We start from the raw sequence: 17,078 nt of genomic DNA, 5'->3' as shown, positions 1-17,078 counted from the left end.
TCCGAGGGGCCGTACGGGTTGCGAGCGCCCGCGGCGGCAACGCCGGCGTGCGTCCCTCCCGACCACACGGCCGGCCCATCCGCGCCGTCGGGCCTACTCGCGGACCAGGCGGAAGAAGCGGCGGACCTCCTCGACGAAGGTCTCCGGTTGTTCGAACGCGGCGAAGTGGCCGCCGCGGTCGAGTTCGTTCCAGTACCGCAGGTCGGTGAAGCGGTTCGCGGCCCAGCGGCGCGAGGAGCGGATGATCTCGTGCGGGAAGATCGAGCATCCGGTCGGGACGCCGACCTCGGACAGGTCGGGGCTGCGATAGCTCTCCCAGTACAGCCGGGCCGAGGACGCGGCGGTGTCGGTGAGCCAGTACAGCGTCACGTTGTCCAGCATGTGCTCGCGCGAGAGGGCGTTCTCCGGATGCCCGTCGCAGTCGGTCCACTCCTGGAACTTCTCCACTATCCAAGCCAGTTGGCCCACCGGGGAGTCGGCCAGGCCGTAGCCCAGGGTCTGCGGGCGGGTGGACTGGATCTTGCTGTACCCCGCCCCCCACTCGGAGTGCGAGCTCAGGTCGGCGAGTGCCTGCCGCTCCTGGGGCGTCGGATCCCGCATCGCCTCCACGTCCGGCATCGCCACCGGCATGTTCAGGTGGATGCCGAGCACGTGCTCCGGGTCCTGCCGGCCGATCGACGCGGTGACCATCGACCCCCAGTCGCCGCCCTGCGCGCCGTAGCGCCGATACCCCAGGTCGGCCATCAGCCGGGCCCAGGCGCGGGCGATCCGGTCGATCCCCCACCCGGTCTCGGCCGGCCGGTCGCTGAAGCCGTAGCCGGGCAGCGATGGCAGCACCACGTGGAACGCGTCGGCCGCGTCGCCGCCGTGCGCCGTCGGGTCGGTCAACGGGCCGATCACTTCCAGGAATTCGATGATCGAACCGGGCCAGCCGTGGGTGAGGATCAGCGGCAGCGCGTCCGGGTGCGGCGACGGCGCGTGCAGGAAGTGGATGCCCAGGCCGTCGAGTTGGGCCTTGAAGTGCGCGTGGCCGTTCAGCCTGGCCTCGGTCTTGCGCCAGTCGTAGGTGGTGCGCCAGTGTTCGGCCAACTCCCTGGTGTAGGCGAGCGGCACGCCCTGCGACCAGTCGGCCACCGGCTCCGCCTCGGGCCAGCGGGTGCGCGCCAGGCGCTCCCGCAGGTCCGTCAGGTCGGCCTCGGGTATCTCGATCCGAAACGGCGTGATGTGCGGCGGGGTGGGCATCGACCGGCAACTCCATCCGAGGCGGGGATCAGGTCACGGAGACGACTGCGGGCCTCGGCCGTCGTCGACGATCGGTGCGACCGGGTCGGGACTCCTGTCGTGCGTCTCCAGGTTGGTACTCAACCCGATCACCAGGGCACCGCACCAGAGTGCCGCGATCACGGAGAGCACGACTTTGGTCATCGGCGTCCATCGGGTGACCATCCACATCAGCAGCGCGCCGATCGGTGGCAGGACCACGAGCAGGAGCAGGACCGACCGCTGCTTGGCGAACCACGGGCGTTCGTTCTCGACGTGCCGGCGATGGCGGCTGGTAAGAATCACTGGATCCGGCTCCCTGGGAACACCCCGCGGACCACCCACGGGTGGGTCGCCTCACGTCTGCCCGGCGAAGCCGGACTCAGTCCTTGCGCCCGCGGCCTCGGGCGGGCCGACGGGCGTGCTCCGTATGGGTGAAGTCCGCGTGTGAAGCGGCCGATCGGCTTTCGCCGGGACCACCGAACCGGACAGGTTGTTGCTCTCGTCCGCACCGGATGGCCCCTGATCATCGGAAGGCCCCTGATGAACCGTCACCTCCGCAACGGGGTAGGCGTCACCGCCGCGCTCCTGACCGCCTGTTCGCTCGCCGCCGGCTCGCCCGTGTCCGCGCACGAGCCCGGGGGCGGGGGCGGGCTGACCACGTTGCTCACGCCCGGCGCGGGGCCGCGGGGTCCGCTTCCGGAGCCCGAGGCCGCGACCAACGCCGAGTTGCCGCCCTGGCCGGTTCCCCAGGACAGCGCACGGCGCGGCGCCGACGCGGGTCTGAAACTGGACAAGATGGAGGGCGCGAAGCAGCACTTCCACGTGCATCTGGACATCTTCGTCGGCCTCGACCGGGTCCTGGTGCCGCCGGACCTGGGCATCGACAAGAGGACCGGTCTGCTCGCGGATCTGCACACCCACGACGACAGCGGGGTGCTGCACGTGGAGAGCCACGACGCGAACGCCCGGTTCGTACTGGGCCAGTTGTTCGCCATGTGGAACGTGCGTTTCGACGAGACCCACCTGGGCGCGCTCACCCCCGACGCCACGCACACCTTCCGCACCTACCTGAACGGCGAGTTGGTCGGTGGAGATCCGGCCCGGATCGAGCTGCGTCCGCACGACCAGATCTCGGTGATGTACCAGGACGACAAGGTACGGATCAAGCCGCCGGCCTCGTACGACTTCCCGCCGGGCCTTTAGGGTCGCGCGCGTTCACGACAGTATGGGTGGGGTGCCGGGACGACGGAACGAAACAGGGGTTGCCGCCATGACCGATCTGGAAACTGCGGCCCCGGCCTTCATCGCCATGGCGCACTCGATCGTGTGGGCCTCGATAGCCACGGTGGACAGCGCCGGTCGGCCGCGGACCCGGATCCTGCACCCGTACTGGGTGTGGGAGCACGGCACGCTCACCGGCTGGGTGGCCACCGCGCCCACCGCGACCAAGCGCGCGCACATCGCCCGCAACCCGTTCGTGTCCTGCAACTACTGGTCGCCCTCGCACGACACGTGCGCCGCCGAGTGTCGCGCGGACCTGCTCTTCGAGCCGGAGGTGCGCGAGCGGGTGTGGAACCTGTTCCGGGACACCCCCGAGCCGCTGGGCTACGACCCGGCCGCCATCGGGGTGCCCGGGTGGGAGCGGCCCTCGTCGCCGGGCTTCGCGGTGATGCGGCTGTCGCCGTGGCGGCTGCGGGTGTTCCCCGGTGCGGCGCTCAAGGGCGGGCCCGGCGACCAGGTGCTGACCTGGCAGGAACCGCGCCCGGAGCTGACACCACAGGGCTGCAACTGACGCCACGGGGTTCCAGTTGAATCCGCGCCGTAATTCATGAGACAAACTTGTCTCATCTGAGCTAGCATCTATCCATGCCCACCGACAACGAGCACGTGCTGCGCGCCGCCGTCACCCTGCTGCTGCGGCGGCCCGCCTCGTCCATGGACGAGATCGCCCGGGCCGCCGGGATCAGCCGGGCCACGCTGCACCGGATGTTCCCCGGCCGCCCGGCACTGATCGCCGCACTCGGCGCGGAGGCCTCGGCGCAGATCGGTCGCGCCATCGACGCGGCCGACCTGACCAGCGGCGACGACGTCCCGGCCGTACTGCGCGGCCTGGTGGACCGACTCATGCCCTGCGCCGAATACCTGGCCTTTCTGTACGGCGAGAGCTCACTGGTCGGCGACCCGGACCTGGAGCAGGCCTGGAGCGTGATGGACGAGCAGGTCGCCGCCGCGGTCCGGCGCGGCCAGGAAAACGGTTCGATGCGGGTGGACCTCACCGCGCAGTGGGTCTCCGAGGCCCTGTTCTCCTTCGTCGCCGCCGCCGGCTGGGCGGTCCACGAGGGCCGACTCGCCGGCCGCGACGCCTCCCGCTCGGTGGCCGAACTCCTGCTCGGCGGCGCGGCCCGCCGCCCCCAGTGCTGATTCGGCGCCACCGCGGTCCGGCCGCCGCACCGAGGCCGAACCGCCGATCCGCCCCGCTACCGCGACTCCCCGGCTGATCCGTCCAGCCGATCCACCTCGTTTTTTGGAATCCTGATCATGTCGACTGGCACCTCTTCCCCGACTGCGATACATACCGGCACCGGCGGCTCCGACAAAGGCGCGCCGGGCCGCTGGATCGCGCTGGGCGTACTGACCCTGTCCGTGCTGCTCGTGGCGATCGACGCCACGGTGCTCGGCCTGGCGATCCCCTTCCTCAGCGAGGACCTCGAACCGACCGGCACCCAGTTGTTGTGGATCGGCGACGTCTACTCGTTCGTCATCGCCGGCCTGCTGGTCACCGCCGGTACGCTCGGCGACCGCATCGGTCGCAAGAAGCTGCTGCTGTGGGGCTCGGCCGCGTTCGGCGCGCTGTCCGTGGTGGCCGCCTACGCACCCAGCGCCGAAGCCCTGATCGCGGCCCGCGTCGCGATGGGTGTCGCGGGCGCGTCGCTGATGCCGTCCACGCTCGCCCTGGTCCGCAACATCTTCCCGGACGCGCGCGAACGCAGTTTCGCGATCGGCGTCTGGGGCGCGATGTCGATGGCGGGCGCCGCGTTCGGCCCGGTGGTCGGCGGCTTCCTGCTCGAACACTTCTGGTGGGGCTCGGTCTTCCTGATCAATCTGCCGGTGATGGCGGTGCTGATCGTGGTCGGCATCAAGATGTTGCCGGAGTCGCGCAACCCGAATCCGGGTCCGTGGGACATGCTCAGCGCGGCGTTGTCCCTGGTCGGCATGATCGCCGCGGTGTACGCGGTCAAGGAGGCCGCCACCCACGGCCTGCTGCGTTGGGACGTGTGGGCCGCGCTGGTCGTCGGCGTGGGCGCGCTGGGCTGGTTCGGCCGCCGGCAGTTGTCGCTGCCGGTGCCGCTGCTGGACATGCGGCTGTTCCGCAACCGGGCCTTCTCCGGCTCGGTACTCGCCGACCTGCTCACCGTGCTCGGCATGTCCGGGCTGATCTTCTTCCTCTCCCAGTACCTCCAACTGGTCCAGGACCGCAGCCCGTTGCAGGCCGGCCTGGCCGAACTGCCGGCCACCGTGGGCGCGATCGTGTCGGGTCTGCTCGCCGGCCTGGCCGCACGCCGGCTCACTCCGCGTGTGGTGGTGACCGGCGGTCTGACCGCGATCGGCCTCGCGCTCGGCGCGCTGACCGTGCTGACCGAGGACACGCCGTACCTCTACCTGGGCGGTGTGCTGCTCCTGGTCGGCGTCGGCGCGGGCTTCTCCTTCACGGTCACCGCGGACCTGATCCTGGGCAGCGCGCCGAAGGAGAACGCGGGCGCCGCCTCGGCGGTCTCGGAGACCGCGTACGAACTGGGCGCGGCGCTGGGCATCGCGCTGCTGGGTTCGGTGGTCACCGGGGTGTACCGGGGCCACGTGACGATTCCGGACGGTGTGTCCTCGGACGCGGCCGGCAGTGCGCGCGAATCGCTCGCGGGCGCGGCGGAGGCGGCCGGGACGGTGCACGGACAGGTCGCGGCCGACCTCACCCACTCGGCGAACGACGCGTTCCTGGAAGGGCTGCGGATCGCGGCCGGCGCGGGCTCCGCGGTACTGCTCGCGGCGGCCGTCGCGGCCTGGTTCATGCTGCGCGGCGCGCGCACGGCCGGGTCGGACGTCGAACACTGACGCCGGCGGGCGGGCGGTGGGAGGGATCCCGCCGCCCGGCCGCCGGGCTTCCCACCGTGCGCGGGGCGCGAGGCACAGGGCGCGGAGCGCGGGGCTCGCGCGGGTGCTTCAGAGCGCCTTCGCGAAGCACATGCTGTTGTCGTAGTCCTTGTAGAACCCGAACCCCGGTATGGGCTCGTAGCCGCTGGAGCGGTACAGCGCGATCGCCTCGTGCTGCTTGTCCCCGGTCTCCAGCACCAGGCGCACGCGGCCGGCGGCACGAGCGGTCTCCTCCAGGTGCGCGAGCATCGCCCGGGACAGGCCGCGCCCGCGCGCGTGCGGCACCACGTACATGCGCTTGAGTTCGGCGTCGCCCTCGCGCATATTCGGGTCGTCGTCGCCGGCGGCGCCGCGGGCTCGCCAACCGCCGCTGGCCACCGGAACGTCGTTCTCGTAGGCCACGCAGAACAGGCCCTCCGGCGGCCGGAAGTCGGCCGGGTCGACCGCGGTCTCGTCGGGGTCGCCGTAGCGCTCCACGTACTCCTGCTGCACATCGGCGACCAGCTTGCGCACGTCGGGGTGGTCGTACCCCAGAGTCTTGATCTCCACGGGAAAACGCTAGCCCGTGTGTTCGGCGCGATGGGCGGCAGGTCGGCGACGGCTCGGCGGAGACTCGGCCGCGGCTCGGGCACAGCTCGGTCCGGGAAATGCTTGACCTTGTCGCCTATCGACGGTGGACTGTGCCCCACCCGGTGACACGTGTCGCCTTGCCCTGCCCGCAGGAGGATTTGCCGTGCGTATCCCACGCCACACCCTGGTCCAGTTCAGTGACGTGCATCTGGTCCCCGAGGGTGAACTCCTGCTCGACCGGCTGGACACCGCCGAACAACTGCGTCAGGCGCTCGCGGCGGTCGAGGCGGCGGACCTGGAGCCCGCCGCGCTGCTGTTCACCGGCGACCTCGCGGACACCGGCGACCTGCGGGCCTATCGCCGACTGCGGGCGCTGCTGGCCGACGCCGGGCCGCGGATCGGCGCGCCCGCGCTGTACGGGATGGGCAACCACGACGACCGCGCGGCGTTTCGCGAGGGGCTGCTCGACGTCCCCGCGTCCACCGAGCCGCACGACTTCGTGCACATGGCCGGCGAGGTGCGGGTGATCATGCTGGACAGCACCACGCCGGGCAGCCACTCCGGCGACCTGACGGATGATCAATTGCAGTGGCTGCGTGCCGAGTTGGCCACGCCGGCGGCCGGTGGCACGGTGCTCGGCCTGCATCATCCGCCGATCCCCACGCCGCTCGCGTTCCTGGAGCGACTCTCGCTGCGCGAGCCGACCCGACTGGGCGCGGCCCTCGCCGGGAGCGACGTGCGGATCGTGCTGACCGGCCACAACCACCACGCGACCTGCGGCGTACTGGCCGGGGTGCCGGTGTGGGCGGCCCCGGCCGTCGCCTACCGCGCCGACGTGTTCCCGCCGGCGGGCACCTATCAGGGCGTGGCGGGCGTCGGCTACACCCGGGTCGACCTGTACGAGGACTGCGCGACGGCCACCTTCGTCCCGGTCGGCCCGATCGAGCCGGTGTACGCCTACGAGCGGGCCAAGGTGGACCGCTACCTCGCGGCGCACGAGGGCTGAGCGCGGCCCGGCCGGCGGCGGGCGGGGACGCGCGCCACCGGCGGGTCGGGCTGGTCGGGCGAACGGTTCCGGCGGGCGGACGGGGGCGGCCGTCAGACCTGCGGGCGATAGGTGCCGAAGCTCCAGAGGTTCCCCTCCGGGTCGCGCACGGTGTAGCCGCGGCCGCCGTAGTCCTCGTCCTTCGGCTCGCGCACCACGGTCGCGCCCGCCGACACCGCCCGCGCGCAGTGCGCGTCCACGTCGCCGTCGACAATGCCGTACACGGCCGAGCCGCCGACCGGCCACCGCAGTTGATCGCCGGAGCCCTCAGGCAGGTTGGTGCCGAGCATGATCATGCTGTTGCCGAAGGTCAGCTCCGCGTGCGCGACGGTGTCGTGGTCGCCCGGGACCACGAGCACCGCCTTCATGCCGAACGCGTCGCCCAGGAACGCGATCGCCGCCGTCGCGTCGTTGTAGCGCAGCGTCGGTACCAGGTCGGAGATCAGGGTCTTGTCGCTCATGGTGCACTCCTTGAACCGGATATGGGACCGGTCGTCGACCCGACTGTCGAAACCGGGCACGAAACCGGGGTGGGAACCGGGGGTGGGAACCGGGCATCGCCGAAACCGGGATGGAACCGGATGTCGCCGAGTGATCGATTCCAGCTTCCGGCGAGTGACCCCTCGCGGTATTGGACAAACGGGAACGCCGGCACCGCGGCCGAAGAACGTGCACCGGTTCGCCGCGCCGGGACGGCTCAGCTCGCGAAACCGCCCCCGGGCAGGCGGGAACTCAGATAGGCACCGGGGGTGCAACCGGCGAACGCCTTGAAGTCGCGATTGAAGTGCGCCTGGTCGTAGTAGCCCGCGTCCGCCGCGACCTCCGCCCAGGACCGGAGCGGGTCCTCGAGCAACTCGACGGCGTGCCGAAAACGCAGCAGCCGGGCCACCGTCTTGGGCGGCAGGCCGATCGTCTCGCGAAACCGCGCGCCGAGGTGGCGTCGGCTCCAGCCGGTCTCGCGGGCGAGCGCGGCGACCTCGATCCGGCCCGCGCCGGCCACGAGCAGATCCCAGCAGCGAGCCACCTCGGGCGGCGGTTCGGGACCCAGTTCACGCCGGCGGAGCAGGACCCGGTCCAGGAAGGCGAACCGCGCGGACCAGTCCGGCGCGTCCTGGAGTCGGTCCACCAGCGCGCCCGCGTCCCACCCGGGCAGGTCGTCCAGATGCACGACCCGGTCGGCGATCTCGACCGGCGGCAGACCCAGCAGCGTGTACGCGCCGAGCGGGGTGAGGTCGAGTTGGATGCCGGCCTGCCGGCCGTCGTGCTCGACGATCGCCGGGCCGCCGTGCAGGCCGGCCACGAACGAACTGGTGCTGCCCGGTCCGTACCGGGCGTCGCGTGGGGACCACACTCGGATGGCGGAGAAGCCGATGATCACGGTGACCGACCCGGTCGCCACCTCCCGGCGGCGCAACGGCGCGTGCGTGCGTTCGTCGTACCCGAGGTAGGGATGGATCAGCGGCGCGAGCGCGGGATGCGGGGGCGCGGACACGGTCTCCATCGACCCGAGCGCGGAGGTGTGTCGGGTCACGTGCAGAGTGTCCGTGGGGACCATGCTTCCCAGTCTCACACCCGCCACCGACAAAGCACCGACCAAGGAGTGTCCGATGCGCATCGCGATCTCGGCCGACCAGATCAAGGGTTGTGGCGTCTACCTCGCCGACGAACTGCGCAAGCGCGGTCACGAGGTGCTGCCGTTCGGCGCCTTCGACCCGGCGCACGAGCCGGAGTTCGACGACGACTGGGCGCCGGTGAGCGAAGCCGCCGCGCGCGAGGTGAGGCTGGGGCGCGCGGATCAGGCGGTCGTGTGCTGCTGGACCGGTACGGGCGCCTCGATCGCGGCGAACAAGGTGGACGGGATCCGGGCGGCGCTGTGCACGGACGCGGCCACGGCGGCGGGCGCACGGCGCTGGAACCACGCCAATGTGCTCGCGCTGAGCCTGCGGCTGACCTCCGGGCCGGTACTGATCGAGATCCTGGACGCGTGGTTCGAGACCGCCCCGAGCCAGGAGATCGCCGACGTGCTCAACGTCGAGCGGGTGGCGGAGATCCGGGGCTGAACCAGGCCGGGCCGAGCGGGCAGGGCACGGTGCGGTCGAGGTAGTCGGGCAGGTCGGCGAAGCGGTCGATCACCCCGATCGCGTCGGCCAGCCCGGCCGGACGCCCGGTCGGGGCGATCAGCACCGCCTGCATGCCGTACATGTGCGGCGCGGTGGCGTCCTTGGCCGGGGAGTTCCCGACATACATGATCTGCTCGCGCGGAACCCCGCAGGCCCGCTCGACCTCGGCGTAGAACCGCGGATGCGGCTTGCGCAGGCCGATCGCGCAGGAGAGCACGATCGCGTCGAAGCACGCCTCGATGCCCGCCTCGGCCAGGGTCCGTCGGCGCACCGACTCGGGACGCTGGGTGTCGCAGGCGAGTACGCACACCAGGTCGCGGCGTTCCCGGATGCGCAGCAGCGCGTCGGCGGCCCGGCGGATCACCCGCGAGTCGGGGATCCGCTCGAAGACGAGTTCGGCGACCGCCTCGGGGTCCGGGACGCGGGCCCCGCACAGCGCCGAGGCGTGCCGGATCTCGTCGGCGAAGGGCGTGTGCGTGTCCCGGACCCGGTCCCCCTCGCGGGTGATGCGATGCACGTGGTCGTAGGCGGCGACGAAGGTGTCCGGGACGTCGGTGTCCGGCATCCGGCGGAGCACGTCGAGCACGGTGCGGCCGTCCGGATTGGGTCCGCGGACCGCCAGGGTGTCGCCGAAGTCGAGGGCCAGCGCACGTAGGTTCATGTTCACGCGGGTCCCCGATTCGGGGCCGGGTCAGTCCTGCGCGCGGGCTTCGCGCGGGGTTGTCGGGTCGAGGGTGGGACGGTCGTCGGGCCCGGCGGCCCGGCCGGTGGGTACGGCTCGATCGTTGGGCTGGGATCGGGTGTCGGGCTGGGGTCGGGTGTCGAGCGCGGCTCGGGTGTCGGGCTGCGGTCGGGTGGTGGACTCGGGTCGGGTGGCGGACTCGGGCCGGGTGGCAGGCTCGGATCGAGTGGCGGGCGCGACCCGGTCGTCGGGTTCGGTGAGGGTGCGGCCGAGGAACCAGGCGAGGGCGCACAGGGCGATCAGCGGAGCGAGGGCGACGCGCAGGGTCGTCGCCTCGGCGAGGGCGCCGATGGCGGGGGTGGCCACGCCGCCGATGCTCACGGCCAGGCCCAGGGTGACGCCACTCGCGGTACCGACCCGGTTCGGCAGGTAGTCCTGGCCGAGGGTGACGTGCAGTGAAAACGGGATGTACAGCGCCGTCGCGGCGGCCGCAGCGAAGACGTACAGGCCCGGACCGGGCGCCAGCACGATGCCGGCCGTGGCCGGGACGGAGGCGGCGTACGCGCGGCGCAGGGTGCGGGTGCGGCCCCAGCGCGCGGCCAGCCGACCGCCGAGCACGGTGCCGATCGCGCCGCCGGCGAAGAGGGTGAACAGCGCGACGGAGCCGGCCGTGGAGCCGCCCGCGGTGTGCTGCTCGGCGTACAGCGCGATGAACGTGCTCAGCCCGACGAAGACGATCGAGCGGCACACGATGACGGCGGACAGCCGGGCGAACCTCGGCCAGTCGTCCGCGCGGAGCGGACCGCCCGCGGCGCGGGCCGTGGCCGCGTGCCGAGCGAGGCGACGGATCACCGACGCGGTCACCAGGACTCCGGCGACCGCCGGCAGCAACAACCACGGGGTCGCGTCGAGGCCGCCGGCAGACAGGATCGGCGAGGCGACGATGGGGGCGAGCGCGAAGCCGATGTTGCCGCCGAGCGAGTACCAGCCCATCGCGACATGGCTGCCTCGGCAGGCCACCCGGGCCAGGCGCGCCGACTCCGGGTGATAGGCGGCGACGCCCATGCCGGACAGTGCGATGGCGAGCCAGGTGAGCACGTACGAGTCGGCCGGACCGGATAGCGCGATGCCCAGGCCCGCGCCGGTCGTACTGACCGGGATCAGCCACGGCATGGTCCAGCGGTCGGTGAGCGCACCGAACAGCGGCTGCACGATCGAGGACAGCAGGGTCGCGGCCAGCACGATGCCGGACGCGGCGACATAGCCGTAATGCCGCTCGGCCACCAGGAACGGGACCAGGCAGGGCACCGCGCCCTGGTAGAAGTCCACGGTGGCATGGCCGATGGCCATCATCGGGATGGCGCGGCGCTCGGGAGGTCGGGCGGAAGAGGCGGGTCGCTCGGCGCCGAGCGGTCGACCGGGCGGATCGGGATGCCGGGTGGGCGGCTGGTGGTCGGTGGGCAGCGGACGGTTGGTGGGCAGCGCATGGTCGGTGGGCAGCGCATGGTCGGTGGGCAGCGCATGGTCGGTGGGCAGCGGATGGTCGGTGGGTGCGGGATCGGTCACCCGTCGATGATCCGAGCCGTCGGGTTCGGCGGGCTTCCGATAATCTGCCAGGTGATGCCGATCTCCAGCCGACCCGACGTCGAGCCGGCGAGCGGGCTGACCACGAGCACCCGCCACCTGCCCGCGGGCGGTGGCGTGACCGCACACCGACACGACGTGCACCAGATCGTCTACGCCGGGCGCGGCGTATTGACGGTGACCACCGACGCCGGCAGTTGGGTCGCGCCCGCCACCCGCGCACTGTGGATCCCGGCCGGCACCATGCACCGGCACCGCGCACACGGCCGCACCGTGCTGCACACCGTGGGCGTCCCGGCCGACACCAACCCACTGAACCTGGACGGCCCCGCCGTACTCGCGGTCGGCCCCCTGCTGCGCGAGCTGATCATCGCGTACAGCCGGCCCGAACTCCCGGACACCGCCGAAGGCGCCCGGATCCTGGCGGTGCTCCTCGACCAGCTCCGACACAGCCCGCAACAGGCGCTGCACCTGCCCACCGGCCGGGATCCGCGCCTGGTCGCGGTGTGCGAACTGCTCCTCGCCGACCCCGCCGACCAGCGCACACTCGCCGCCCTGGGCGCCGACGTCGGGGCGGGAGAACGCACGCTGACCCGGCTGTTCGCGGCCGAGTTGGGCATGACGTTCCCGCAGTGGCGCACCCAGTCGCGCCTGCACCACGCGCTGCGCCTGCTCGCCGAGGATGTACCGGTGACCACCGTCGCACACCGCTGCGGATGGTCCTCGGCGAGCGCGTTCATCGACGTCTTCCGACGCGCGTTCGGCCACACCCCGGGCGCGCACCGCACGATCGACTGAACCTGTGGTCGTCGCCGCGCCGCCGGCGGAAACCCGGGACGACGCGGCCCTTGCCTGCTCCGGGCGCCGGCGGCGGATATTCACGTACTCGAATCGTCGGTCGGTTGTGGGCGTCGGGCGTTGGTCGGTTGCGCACGCGAGTCGGACGGTTGCGTGCGCCGGGTGCCGGTCGGTTCGTACGCCCGCCCTCGGTCGGTTCGTACGCCCGTCGCCGGTCGGTTGCCGTACGCCGGGCCTCGGTTGGTCGCGCACGCCCGTCACGGGTCGGTTCGTGCACCCGTCGCCGGTCGGTTGCTTCTGCCCACCGTCGGTCAGTTGCGTACGCCGGGCAGACCCGTGATGAAATCGGCCAACGCGGAGGGGTTTCGGGTCTGGATGAGCACCCTGCCGGGGCCGGTGAAGTCGAAGACCAGCCCCTCGCCGGAGGTAACCGACGCGATGGTCCGCCCACGTGCGGCCCGGCGGGTGGAGAACGTGATGGCGGGCGAATACGCGACCACGTGGCCCGTGTCGACCACGACCTGCTCCCCCGCCTCCAGGTCCAACACGTCCAGCGCGCCGTAGCAGCCCATGATCACCTCGCCTTGGCCGGACGCGTGTACCAGGAAGCCGCCCTCGCCGCCGACCAGGTTGCGCAGTCCGCCCCAGCGGGTGTCGATCTGTACGCCGGCGGAGTTGGCCAGCCAACTGGTCCGGGTGAGCAGGAACTCGGGCACCTCGGGGGTGAGCGTGACATTGGCGATGTCGCCGGGCAGCGCGGTGGCCACGTCGACCCAGCCGCCCCGGTCGGGCGCGGTGAACGTGGTCTGAAAGAACGACTCGCCGCCGAGCACACTGCGCTTGAGGCCGCGCATGATGCCGCCCTCGACCTTGGCGGTGATCTCCACGCCCGCGCTGTGCGCCATCATCGCGCCGGATTCGGCCCGCATCGCCTCGCCCGGATCGAGCGTGCAACGGGCGGCGGCGAACGCGGGACCGTGTCTGACTTCGACTCTCATCCCGCGAACCTCACACGCGCCGGCCGCCCTTACCGACCAAAACGACCCGACCGGGCGACTCCCACCACCCGATCGGGTCCGCGGTTCCACCCACGCTCACTTGGCCGGCGCAATGCCCTTGATCATCGCGAAACGCGCCCCGAAGGGTCGTTCACCATCGAAATCAATCCGACCTACGCCCGGGATGTCGTCCGGCGCCGTCAACTCGGCCGCGCCCAACTCGATCACCCGCGCGAACGACGCGTCACAACCCTCCACACCGATGTAGATCTCCCTAATGGGTCCCTGTCCGGAACCTTCGTGGCACCCCGGCGCCTGGCGCACCCGGGCGCGGCCGGCAGGACGGGCACAGCCGCGCGGGCGCAACGGGTATATCCGGCGCGGCGAGCGCGACGGACACGACAGGCACAGCCAACGTGGGCGCGACGGACACGACAGGCACCGCCAACGTGGGCGCGACGGATTCGGCCCGGCGCACCCAGCAGGCCGGATACGACCAGGGCGGCCGTCGGACACGGCACGGACGTGGCGGGTACGGCGGGGCCCGGCGGGCACAACGCGCGGGCGCGAGGGGCGCATTGGGCGCGGCGACACCGGACGCGGGGCACGCGGAACACAGCAACGCGAGCGCAACGGTGGGCGGCCGGTCGGTTGGGGGTGTCCTGCGTCGGATTCGGTCAGGGGCCGGCCGGACGGCGTCCGCGGGCGAGGACCAGTTCGAGGTCGCGGAGTGCGTTCAGGTCGGTGGTCGGGTCGCCTCGGACAACGATCAGGTCGGCCGCGTACCCCGGTGCCAATCGACCGGTCTCCTCGGCCAGACCCAATGCGCCGGCCGCACGCGTGGTGGCCATCTCGATGATGCGGTCGAGCGGGAACCCCAGGTGCTCGTACAGCCCGAGGGCACCCACGAAGTCGCCGAAGCCGGACGACGGCAGCCCCGCGTCGGTGCCGGTGACCAGCCGAACACCGAGGTCGTCCATCCAACGCAGCCGGGCGAAGGACCGTTCGGCGCGCTCGGGGCCGAGCCGGTCGATGAAGGCGCGCCAGTTCGGCGACATCGCCGAGCAGATGTGAATGCCCTGGTCCACGATCCGCGCGGCGATGTCGTCCCGCTCGTCCGGGACGCCGTCGGTGAGCCAAGTGCAGTGTTCGATCGAGTCGACACCGGCGTCCACGGCGGCGACGATCGACGCGGTCCCGTGCGCGTGCGCGGCCACCCGCAGCCCCGCGTCGTGCGCCTCGGCCACGATGATCCGCAATTGTTCCGCGTCGAACTGCGACTCCCACATGGCCGCGCCACCCGGCGTCATCTGCCCGCCGCTCGCCATCACCTTGATCAGGTCCGCGCCGGCCGCGACGTTGCGCGCGATCCGGTCCCGAATCGACGCGGCGTCGGTCACCTCTCCACCGAGGAACCAACAGTGCCCACCCGGCCGCGTCAACGGCGCGGTCGCGGCCAACAACCTCGGCCCCGGCACCTCCCCGGCCGCAATCGCATCCCGCAACGGCACCGCCAACGCGCCCCGATCGCCGAGGTCCCGAGCCGTCGTGACACCACCCGCGAGCAACTCCCGGGCCCGCGCCGCCATCCCGACCGCAAGCGCATCATCGTCGGCCGCCCGCAACGAACCCACCGGATCCGGCCCCGCATCGAACGCCAGATGCACATGACAGTTGATCAGCCCCGGCAACACCGTGGCCCCCGGATGATCACTCCGCTCGACCCCCGGCCCGGCAAGACCCTCCACCACATCACGCGGCCCCACCCTTGATCCGCTCCCCCGCCGGCCCCACCAACACCTGCCCAGCCACAACCAACAACACCACCCACAACCTCCTCCACGACACACATGAACCCCTGTCCCCTCCACCGTCACACGCCGCCCCACCCCCCAACACCCAAAAACCCCAGACCACGCCCCCAACATGCCCCGAACCCCGCGACGTGCCTGAAAGTTCGCGCAAGTCCGTGATGCGAAAAACGGGCCGAGGCGCCGTCCCGGATCCCGGCCCTTCGGCCCTCGGCCCTCGGCCCCTCGGCCCTTCCGGAACCGAGCCCGAGCAGCAGTGCCGAGCATGGATGTGAGCGGCGCTCTCGATTTGGACGCGCGCTCGCAACGTGAACAGTGCTCACGGGCGCCGACGCACTCCCCGATGTGAGCAGTGCTCTCGGTATGGACTCGCGCTCTCGATCTGGGGCGCTGTTCACGTTGTGGAGAGCCGCTCGCGGTTCTGCCAGCCGCTCGACTTGCTGTGGGCGAGGGGCATTTGGGGCTGGGCGCGTACATGTTTGCCGGTCATTCGCGGTGTGAGCACTGCTCTTGATATCAACGGGTGCTCTCGAATCGATCGGATGCTCTTGATCGCATCGGTTCTTCCGGCTCAGGTCGGTGCCGGGTGACCCACCGCCTCGGCCCGGCCCGAGTCGACCCGACCAAGGACGGGCTCCGACCCGGCCGGTCAACGCATCAGTCCGACCCGGCCCAGTCGACGCCGCCGTCCAACCCCAGCCCGCCCTGCGCGGCCGACCCAAACCGCCCCAATCAACGCCTGAGTCCGACCTTCCCCATCCGGCTAGACCCTGCCGAGCCTGACCTGACCCAGCGCACCCCAGCCCCGACCTGGCTCGGCCCAACTCACCTCAGCCCAACCTGGCCCAAGCCAGCCCCCGACCCAGCTCCGCCGACCCGGCACGCCCCAGCCCGGCTCAACCCACCACCCCGGCGGACCAGTTCCACCGACCCAGCCCACCTCGGAACCAGCCGACCCAGTGCATACCGACCCAGCCGGCAAGGCGCCCCACCCTCGGCCGACCAGCTCCGCCAACCCAGCCCACCGCGGAACCAGCCGACCCAGCACCTACCCACCCAGCCGGCAAAGCTCGACCCACCCCCGACCCGACGCGCCCCGCCCCGCCCCGCCCCGCCCCGGCTCATCCCAGCCCCGACCGACCCAGCGAATGCCGGCCCAGCCAAAACCGACCCACCGCCGCCAAGCCCCCACTCACCCCAGCCCCAGCCGGCGACCCAGCACCCCCAGCCCAGCCGGCCAAGACCAACCCACCTCCCACCCGCCACGCCCAACCCGCACTCCACCGCACCGCACCACACCGCGTCAGGGATCCCCCGCCCTATGTCGTCGCGCCGGCCGGCGGCGCCGTAGGCGTTGGCGTCGTTGCCGTTCCCGGCGTCGAAGGCAGCAGGGGTTCGCATATCTTGAGGGCTTCGGCGGTTTTGGGGTCGTTTCGGTCCAGAGCGGGTGCGCCGCCCGGTGGGAGTTCGACCTGGTGGTCCTTGAGGCAGCCGGCGAAGGCCTGGCCTGCCGAGTTGCCGCCGCGTCTCGGGGCGTCCGTGCCGCCGCCGGCGCCGCCACCGCCGGCCGGGCCCCGGGAGGGGCGTAGTTTCGCGCAGGCTTCCTCGGCCTTGCGGTACGCCGGGTCCGTCGCGCGGGGATTGGGTCGCCCGCTCGGGAAGGCGGTGGGTCGCTCGCCGGCTGGGCGGCTCGGGCGGCCGGATGGGCGCGGCTCGCCGAACGGGCGGGACTCCCCGGAGGGGCGGGGCTCGCCGGATGGGCGGTTGCCGCCGTCCGGTCGTCCCGTCGGCACCGCGACGCCGTTTTCGCGCAGGCATTCGGTGTACGCCTTGGTCGCGTCCCCACCACCGTTCGCCGCGCTCGACGGGGCCGAGGCACTCGTGCTCTTGCCGCTGCTCCCCCCCACATCCGGCCAGCAGCAGCACGAGTGCCGAGGCGGCGGCCGGCGCCACCGTTGTGGTCCACGCCGGTCGACCCGGGTACCTCGTCATGACGTCCTTCCCACGAGCTTCGGGGTCGGCGCCGGACGGCGCACCGCCCATCCGCCCAGGACTCAAGCA

General features: G+C 72.0%; 17 protein-coding genes. 7 read left to right on the top strand and 10 right to left on the bottom strand.

What is annotated here, in order from left to right; genetic code table 11:
- Window positions 1–93: 93 nt before the first annotated feature.
- Together ACIRL2_RS04215 and ACIRL2_RS04210 are read right to left on the bottom strand one after the other, a co-directional pair.
- Window positions 94–1,242: an epoxide hydrolase family protein gene (locus tag ACIRL2_RS04215; protein ID WP_402230037.1), complete on the bottom strand. Its 1,149-nt coding sequence runs from the start codon at window positions 1,240–1,242 to the stop codon at window positions 94–96.
- A 33-nt stretch (window positions 1,243–1,275) separates the two neighbouring features.
- The gene (locus ACIRL2_RS04210) at window positions 1,276–1,566 is read right to left on the bottom strand and encodes a hypothetical protein (RefSeq protein WP_395868357.1); all 291 of its coding nucleotides are present in this window, start codon (window positions 1,564–1,566) and stop codon (window positions 1,276–1,278) included.
- A gap of 237 nt (window positions 1,567–1,803) precedes the next feature.
- On the opposite strand from ACIRL2_RS04210, the gene ACIRL2_RS04205 reads away from it, so the two are divergent.
- From ACIRL2_RS04205 to ACIRL2_RS04190, 4 genes are all read left to right on the top strand, one after another.
- Window positions 1,804–2,466, top strand: coding sequence for a hypothetical protein (locus ACIRL2_RS04205; protein ID WP_395868359.1), 663 nt, complete (start codon window positions 1,804–1,806; stop codon window positions 2,464–2,466).
- A gap of 67 nt (window positions 2,467–2,533) precedes the next feature.
- Window positions 2,534–3,055, top strand: a complete 522-nt coding sequence (locus ACIRL2_RS04200; RefSeq protein ID WP_395868361.1) for a pyridoxamine 5'-phosphate oxidase family protein — start codon at window positions 2,534–2,536, stop codon at window positions 3,053–3,055.
- Window positions 3,056–3,129: 74 nt separating this feature from the next.
- The gene (locus ACIRL2_RS04195; RefSeq protein ID WP_395868363.1) at window positions 3,130–3,684 is read left to right on the top strand and encodes a TetR/AcrR family transcriptional regulator; all 555 of its coding nucleotides are present in this window, start codon (window positions 3,130–3,132) and stop codon (window positions 3,682–3,684) included.
- Between the two features lie 117 nt (window positions 3,685–3,801).
- Complete coding sequence (locus tag ACIRL2_RS04190) at window positions 3,802–5,370, top strand: MFS transporter (protein ID WP_395868365.1); 1,569 nt, start codon at window positions 3,802–3,804, stop codon at window positions 5,368–5,370.
- A 108-nt stretch (window positions 5,371–5,478) separates the two neighbouring features.
- Here the strand turns inward: ACIRL2_RS04190 and ACIRL2_RS04185 are convergent, their stop codons facing one another.
- A complete protein-coding gene (locus ACIRL2_RS04185; protein ID WP_402230034.1) occupies window positions 5,479–5,958 on the bottom strand; it encodes a GNAT family N-acetyltransferase in 480 nt (159 codons plus the stop codon).
- A 184-nt stretch (window positions 5,959–6,142) separates the two neighbouring features.
- Here ACIRL2_RS04185 and ACIRL2_RS04180 point away from each other — a divergent pair, with 184 nt between their 5' ends.
- A complete protein-coding gene (locus ACIRL2_RS04180; RefSeq protein ID WP_395868370.1) occupies window positions 6,143–6,985 on the top strand; it encodes a metallophosphoesterase in 843 nt (280 codons plus the stop codon).
- A gap of 92 nt (window positions 6,986–7,077) precedes the next feature.
- On the opposite strand, the gene ACIRL2_RS04175 is transcribed toward ACIRL2_RS04180, so the two are convergent.
- Both ACIRL2_RS04175 and ACIRL2_RS04170 read right to left on the bottom strand, forming a co-directional pair.
- Entirely contained in the window at window positions 7,078–7,485 is a 408-nt protein-coding gene (locus tag ACIRL2_RS04175; protein WP_395868371.1) for a VOC family protein, read from the bottom strand.
- Window positions 7,486–7,721: 236 nt separating this feature from the next.
- Window positions 7,722–8,579, bottom strand: a complete 858-nt coding sequence (locus tag ACIRL2_RS04170; protein WP_395868373.1) for a helix-turn-helix domain-containing protein — start codon at window positions 8,577–8,579, stop codon at window positions 7,722–7,724.
- Window positions 8,580–8,631: 52 nt separating this feature from the next.
- Here ACIRL2_RS04170 and ACIRL2_RS04165 point away from each other — a divergent pair, with 52 nt between their 5' ends.
- Window positions 8,632–9,084, top strand: a complete 453-nt coding sequence (locus ACIRL2_RS04165; protein ID WP_395868375.1) for an RpiB/LacA/LacB family sugar-phosphate isomerase — start codon at window positions 8,632–8,634, stop codon at window positions 9,082–9,084.
- Here the strand turns inward: ACIRL2_RS04165 and ACIRL2_RS04160 are convergent.
- Together ACIRL2_RS04160 and ACIRL2_RS04155 are read right to left on the bottom strand one after the other, a co-directional pair.
- The gene (locus tag ACIRL2_RS04160) at window positions 9,050–9,805 is read right to left on the bottom strand and encodes an HAD family hydrolase (protein ID WP_402230030.1); all 756 of its coding nucleotides are present in this window, start codon (window positions 9,803–9,805) and stop codon (window positions 9,050–9,052) included. The genes ACIRL2_RS04165 and ACIRL2_RS04160 overlap by 35 nt on opposite strands.
- A gap of 30 nt (window positions 9,806–9,835) precedes the next feature.
- Window positions 9,836–11,392 carry an MFS transporter gene (locus ACIRL2_RS04155; RefSeq protein ID WP_402230028.1) on the bottom strand — a complete coding sequence of 519 codons (1,557 nt, stop codon included), beginning with the start codon at window positions 11,390–11,392 and terminating at the stop codon, window positions 9,836–9,838.
- Between the two features lie 54 nt (window positions 11,393–11,446).
- On the opposite strand from ACIRL2_RS04155, the gene ACIRL2_RS04150 reads away from it, so the two are divergent.
- The gene (locus tag ACIRL2_RS04150) at window positions 11,447–12,208 is read left to right on the top strand and encodes an AraC family transcriptional regulator (protein ID WP_395868381.1); all 762 of its coding nucleotides are present in this window, start codon (window positions 11,447–11,449) and stop codon (window positions 12,206–12,208) included.
- Between the two features lie 311 nt (window positions 12,209–12,519).
- Here the strand turns inward: ACIRL2_RS04150 and ACIRL2_RS04145 are convergent, their stop codons facing one another.
- From ACIRL2_RS04145 to ACIRL2_RS04135, 3 genes are all read right to left on the bottom strand, one after another.
- Window positions 12,520–13,206 (bottom strand): TIGR00266 family protein, encoded by a 687-nt coding sequence (locus tag ACIRL2_RS04145; protein WP_395868383.1) that lies wholly within the window; start codon window positions 13,204–13,206, stop codon window positions 12,520–12,522.
- A 96-nt stretch (window positions 13,207–13,302) separates the two neighbouring features.
- Complete coding sequence (locus ACIRL2_RS04140) at window positions 13,303–13,434, bottom strand: hypothetical protein (RefSeq protein WP_395868385.1); 132 nt, start codon at window positions 13,432–13,434, stop codon at window positions 13,303–13,305.
- Window positions 13,435–13,883: 449 nt separating this feature from the next.
- Window positions 13,884–14,972, bottom strand: a complete 1,089-nt coding sequence (locus ACIRL2_RS04135; protein ID WP_402230024.1) for an amidohydrolase family protein — start codon at window positions 14,970–14,972, stop codon at window positions 13,884–13,886.
- Window positions 14,973–17,078 lie beyond the last annotated feature (2,106 nt).

This window comes from Embleya sp. NPDC127516, assembly GCF_044765325.1.
Classification (GTDB): domain Bacteria; phylum Actinomycetota; class Actinomycetes; order Streptomycetales; family Streptomycetaceae; genus Embleya.
The sequence above is the reverse complement of the archived record's forward strand: the minus strand, read 5'-3'. Positions and strand labels throughout refer to the sequence as shown.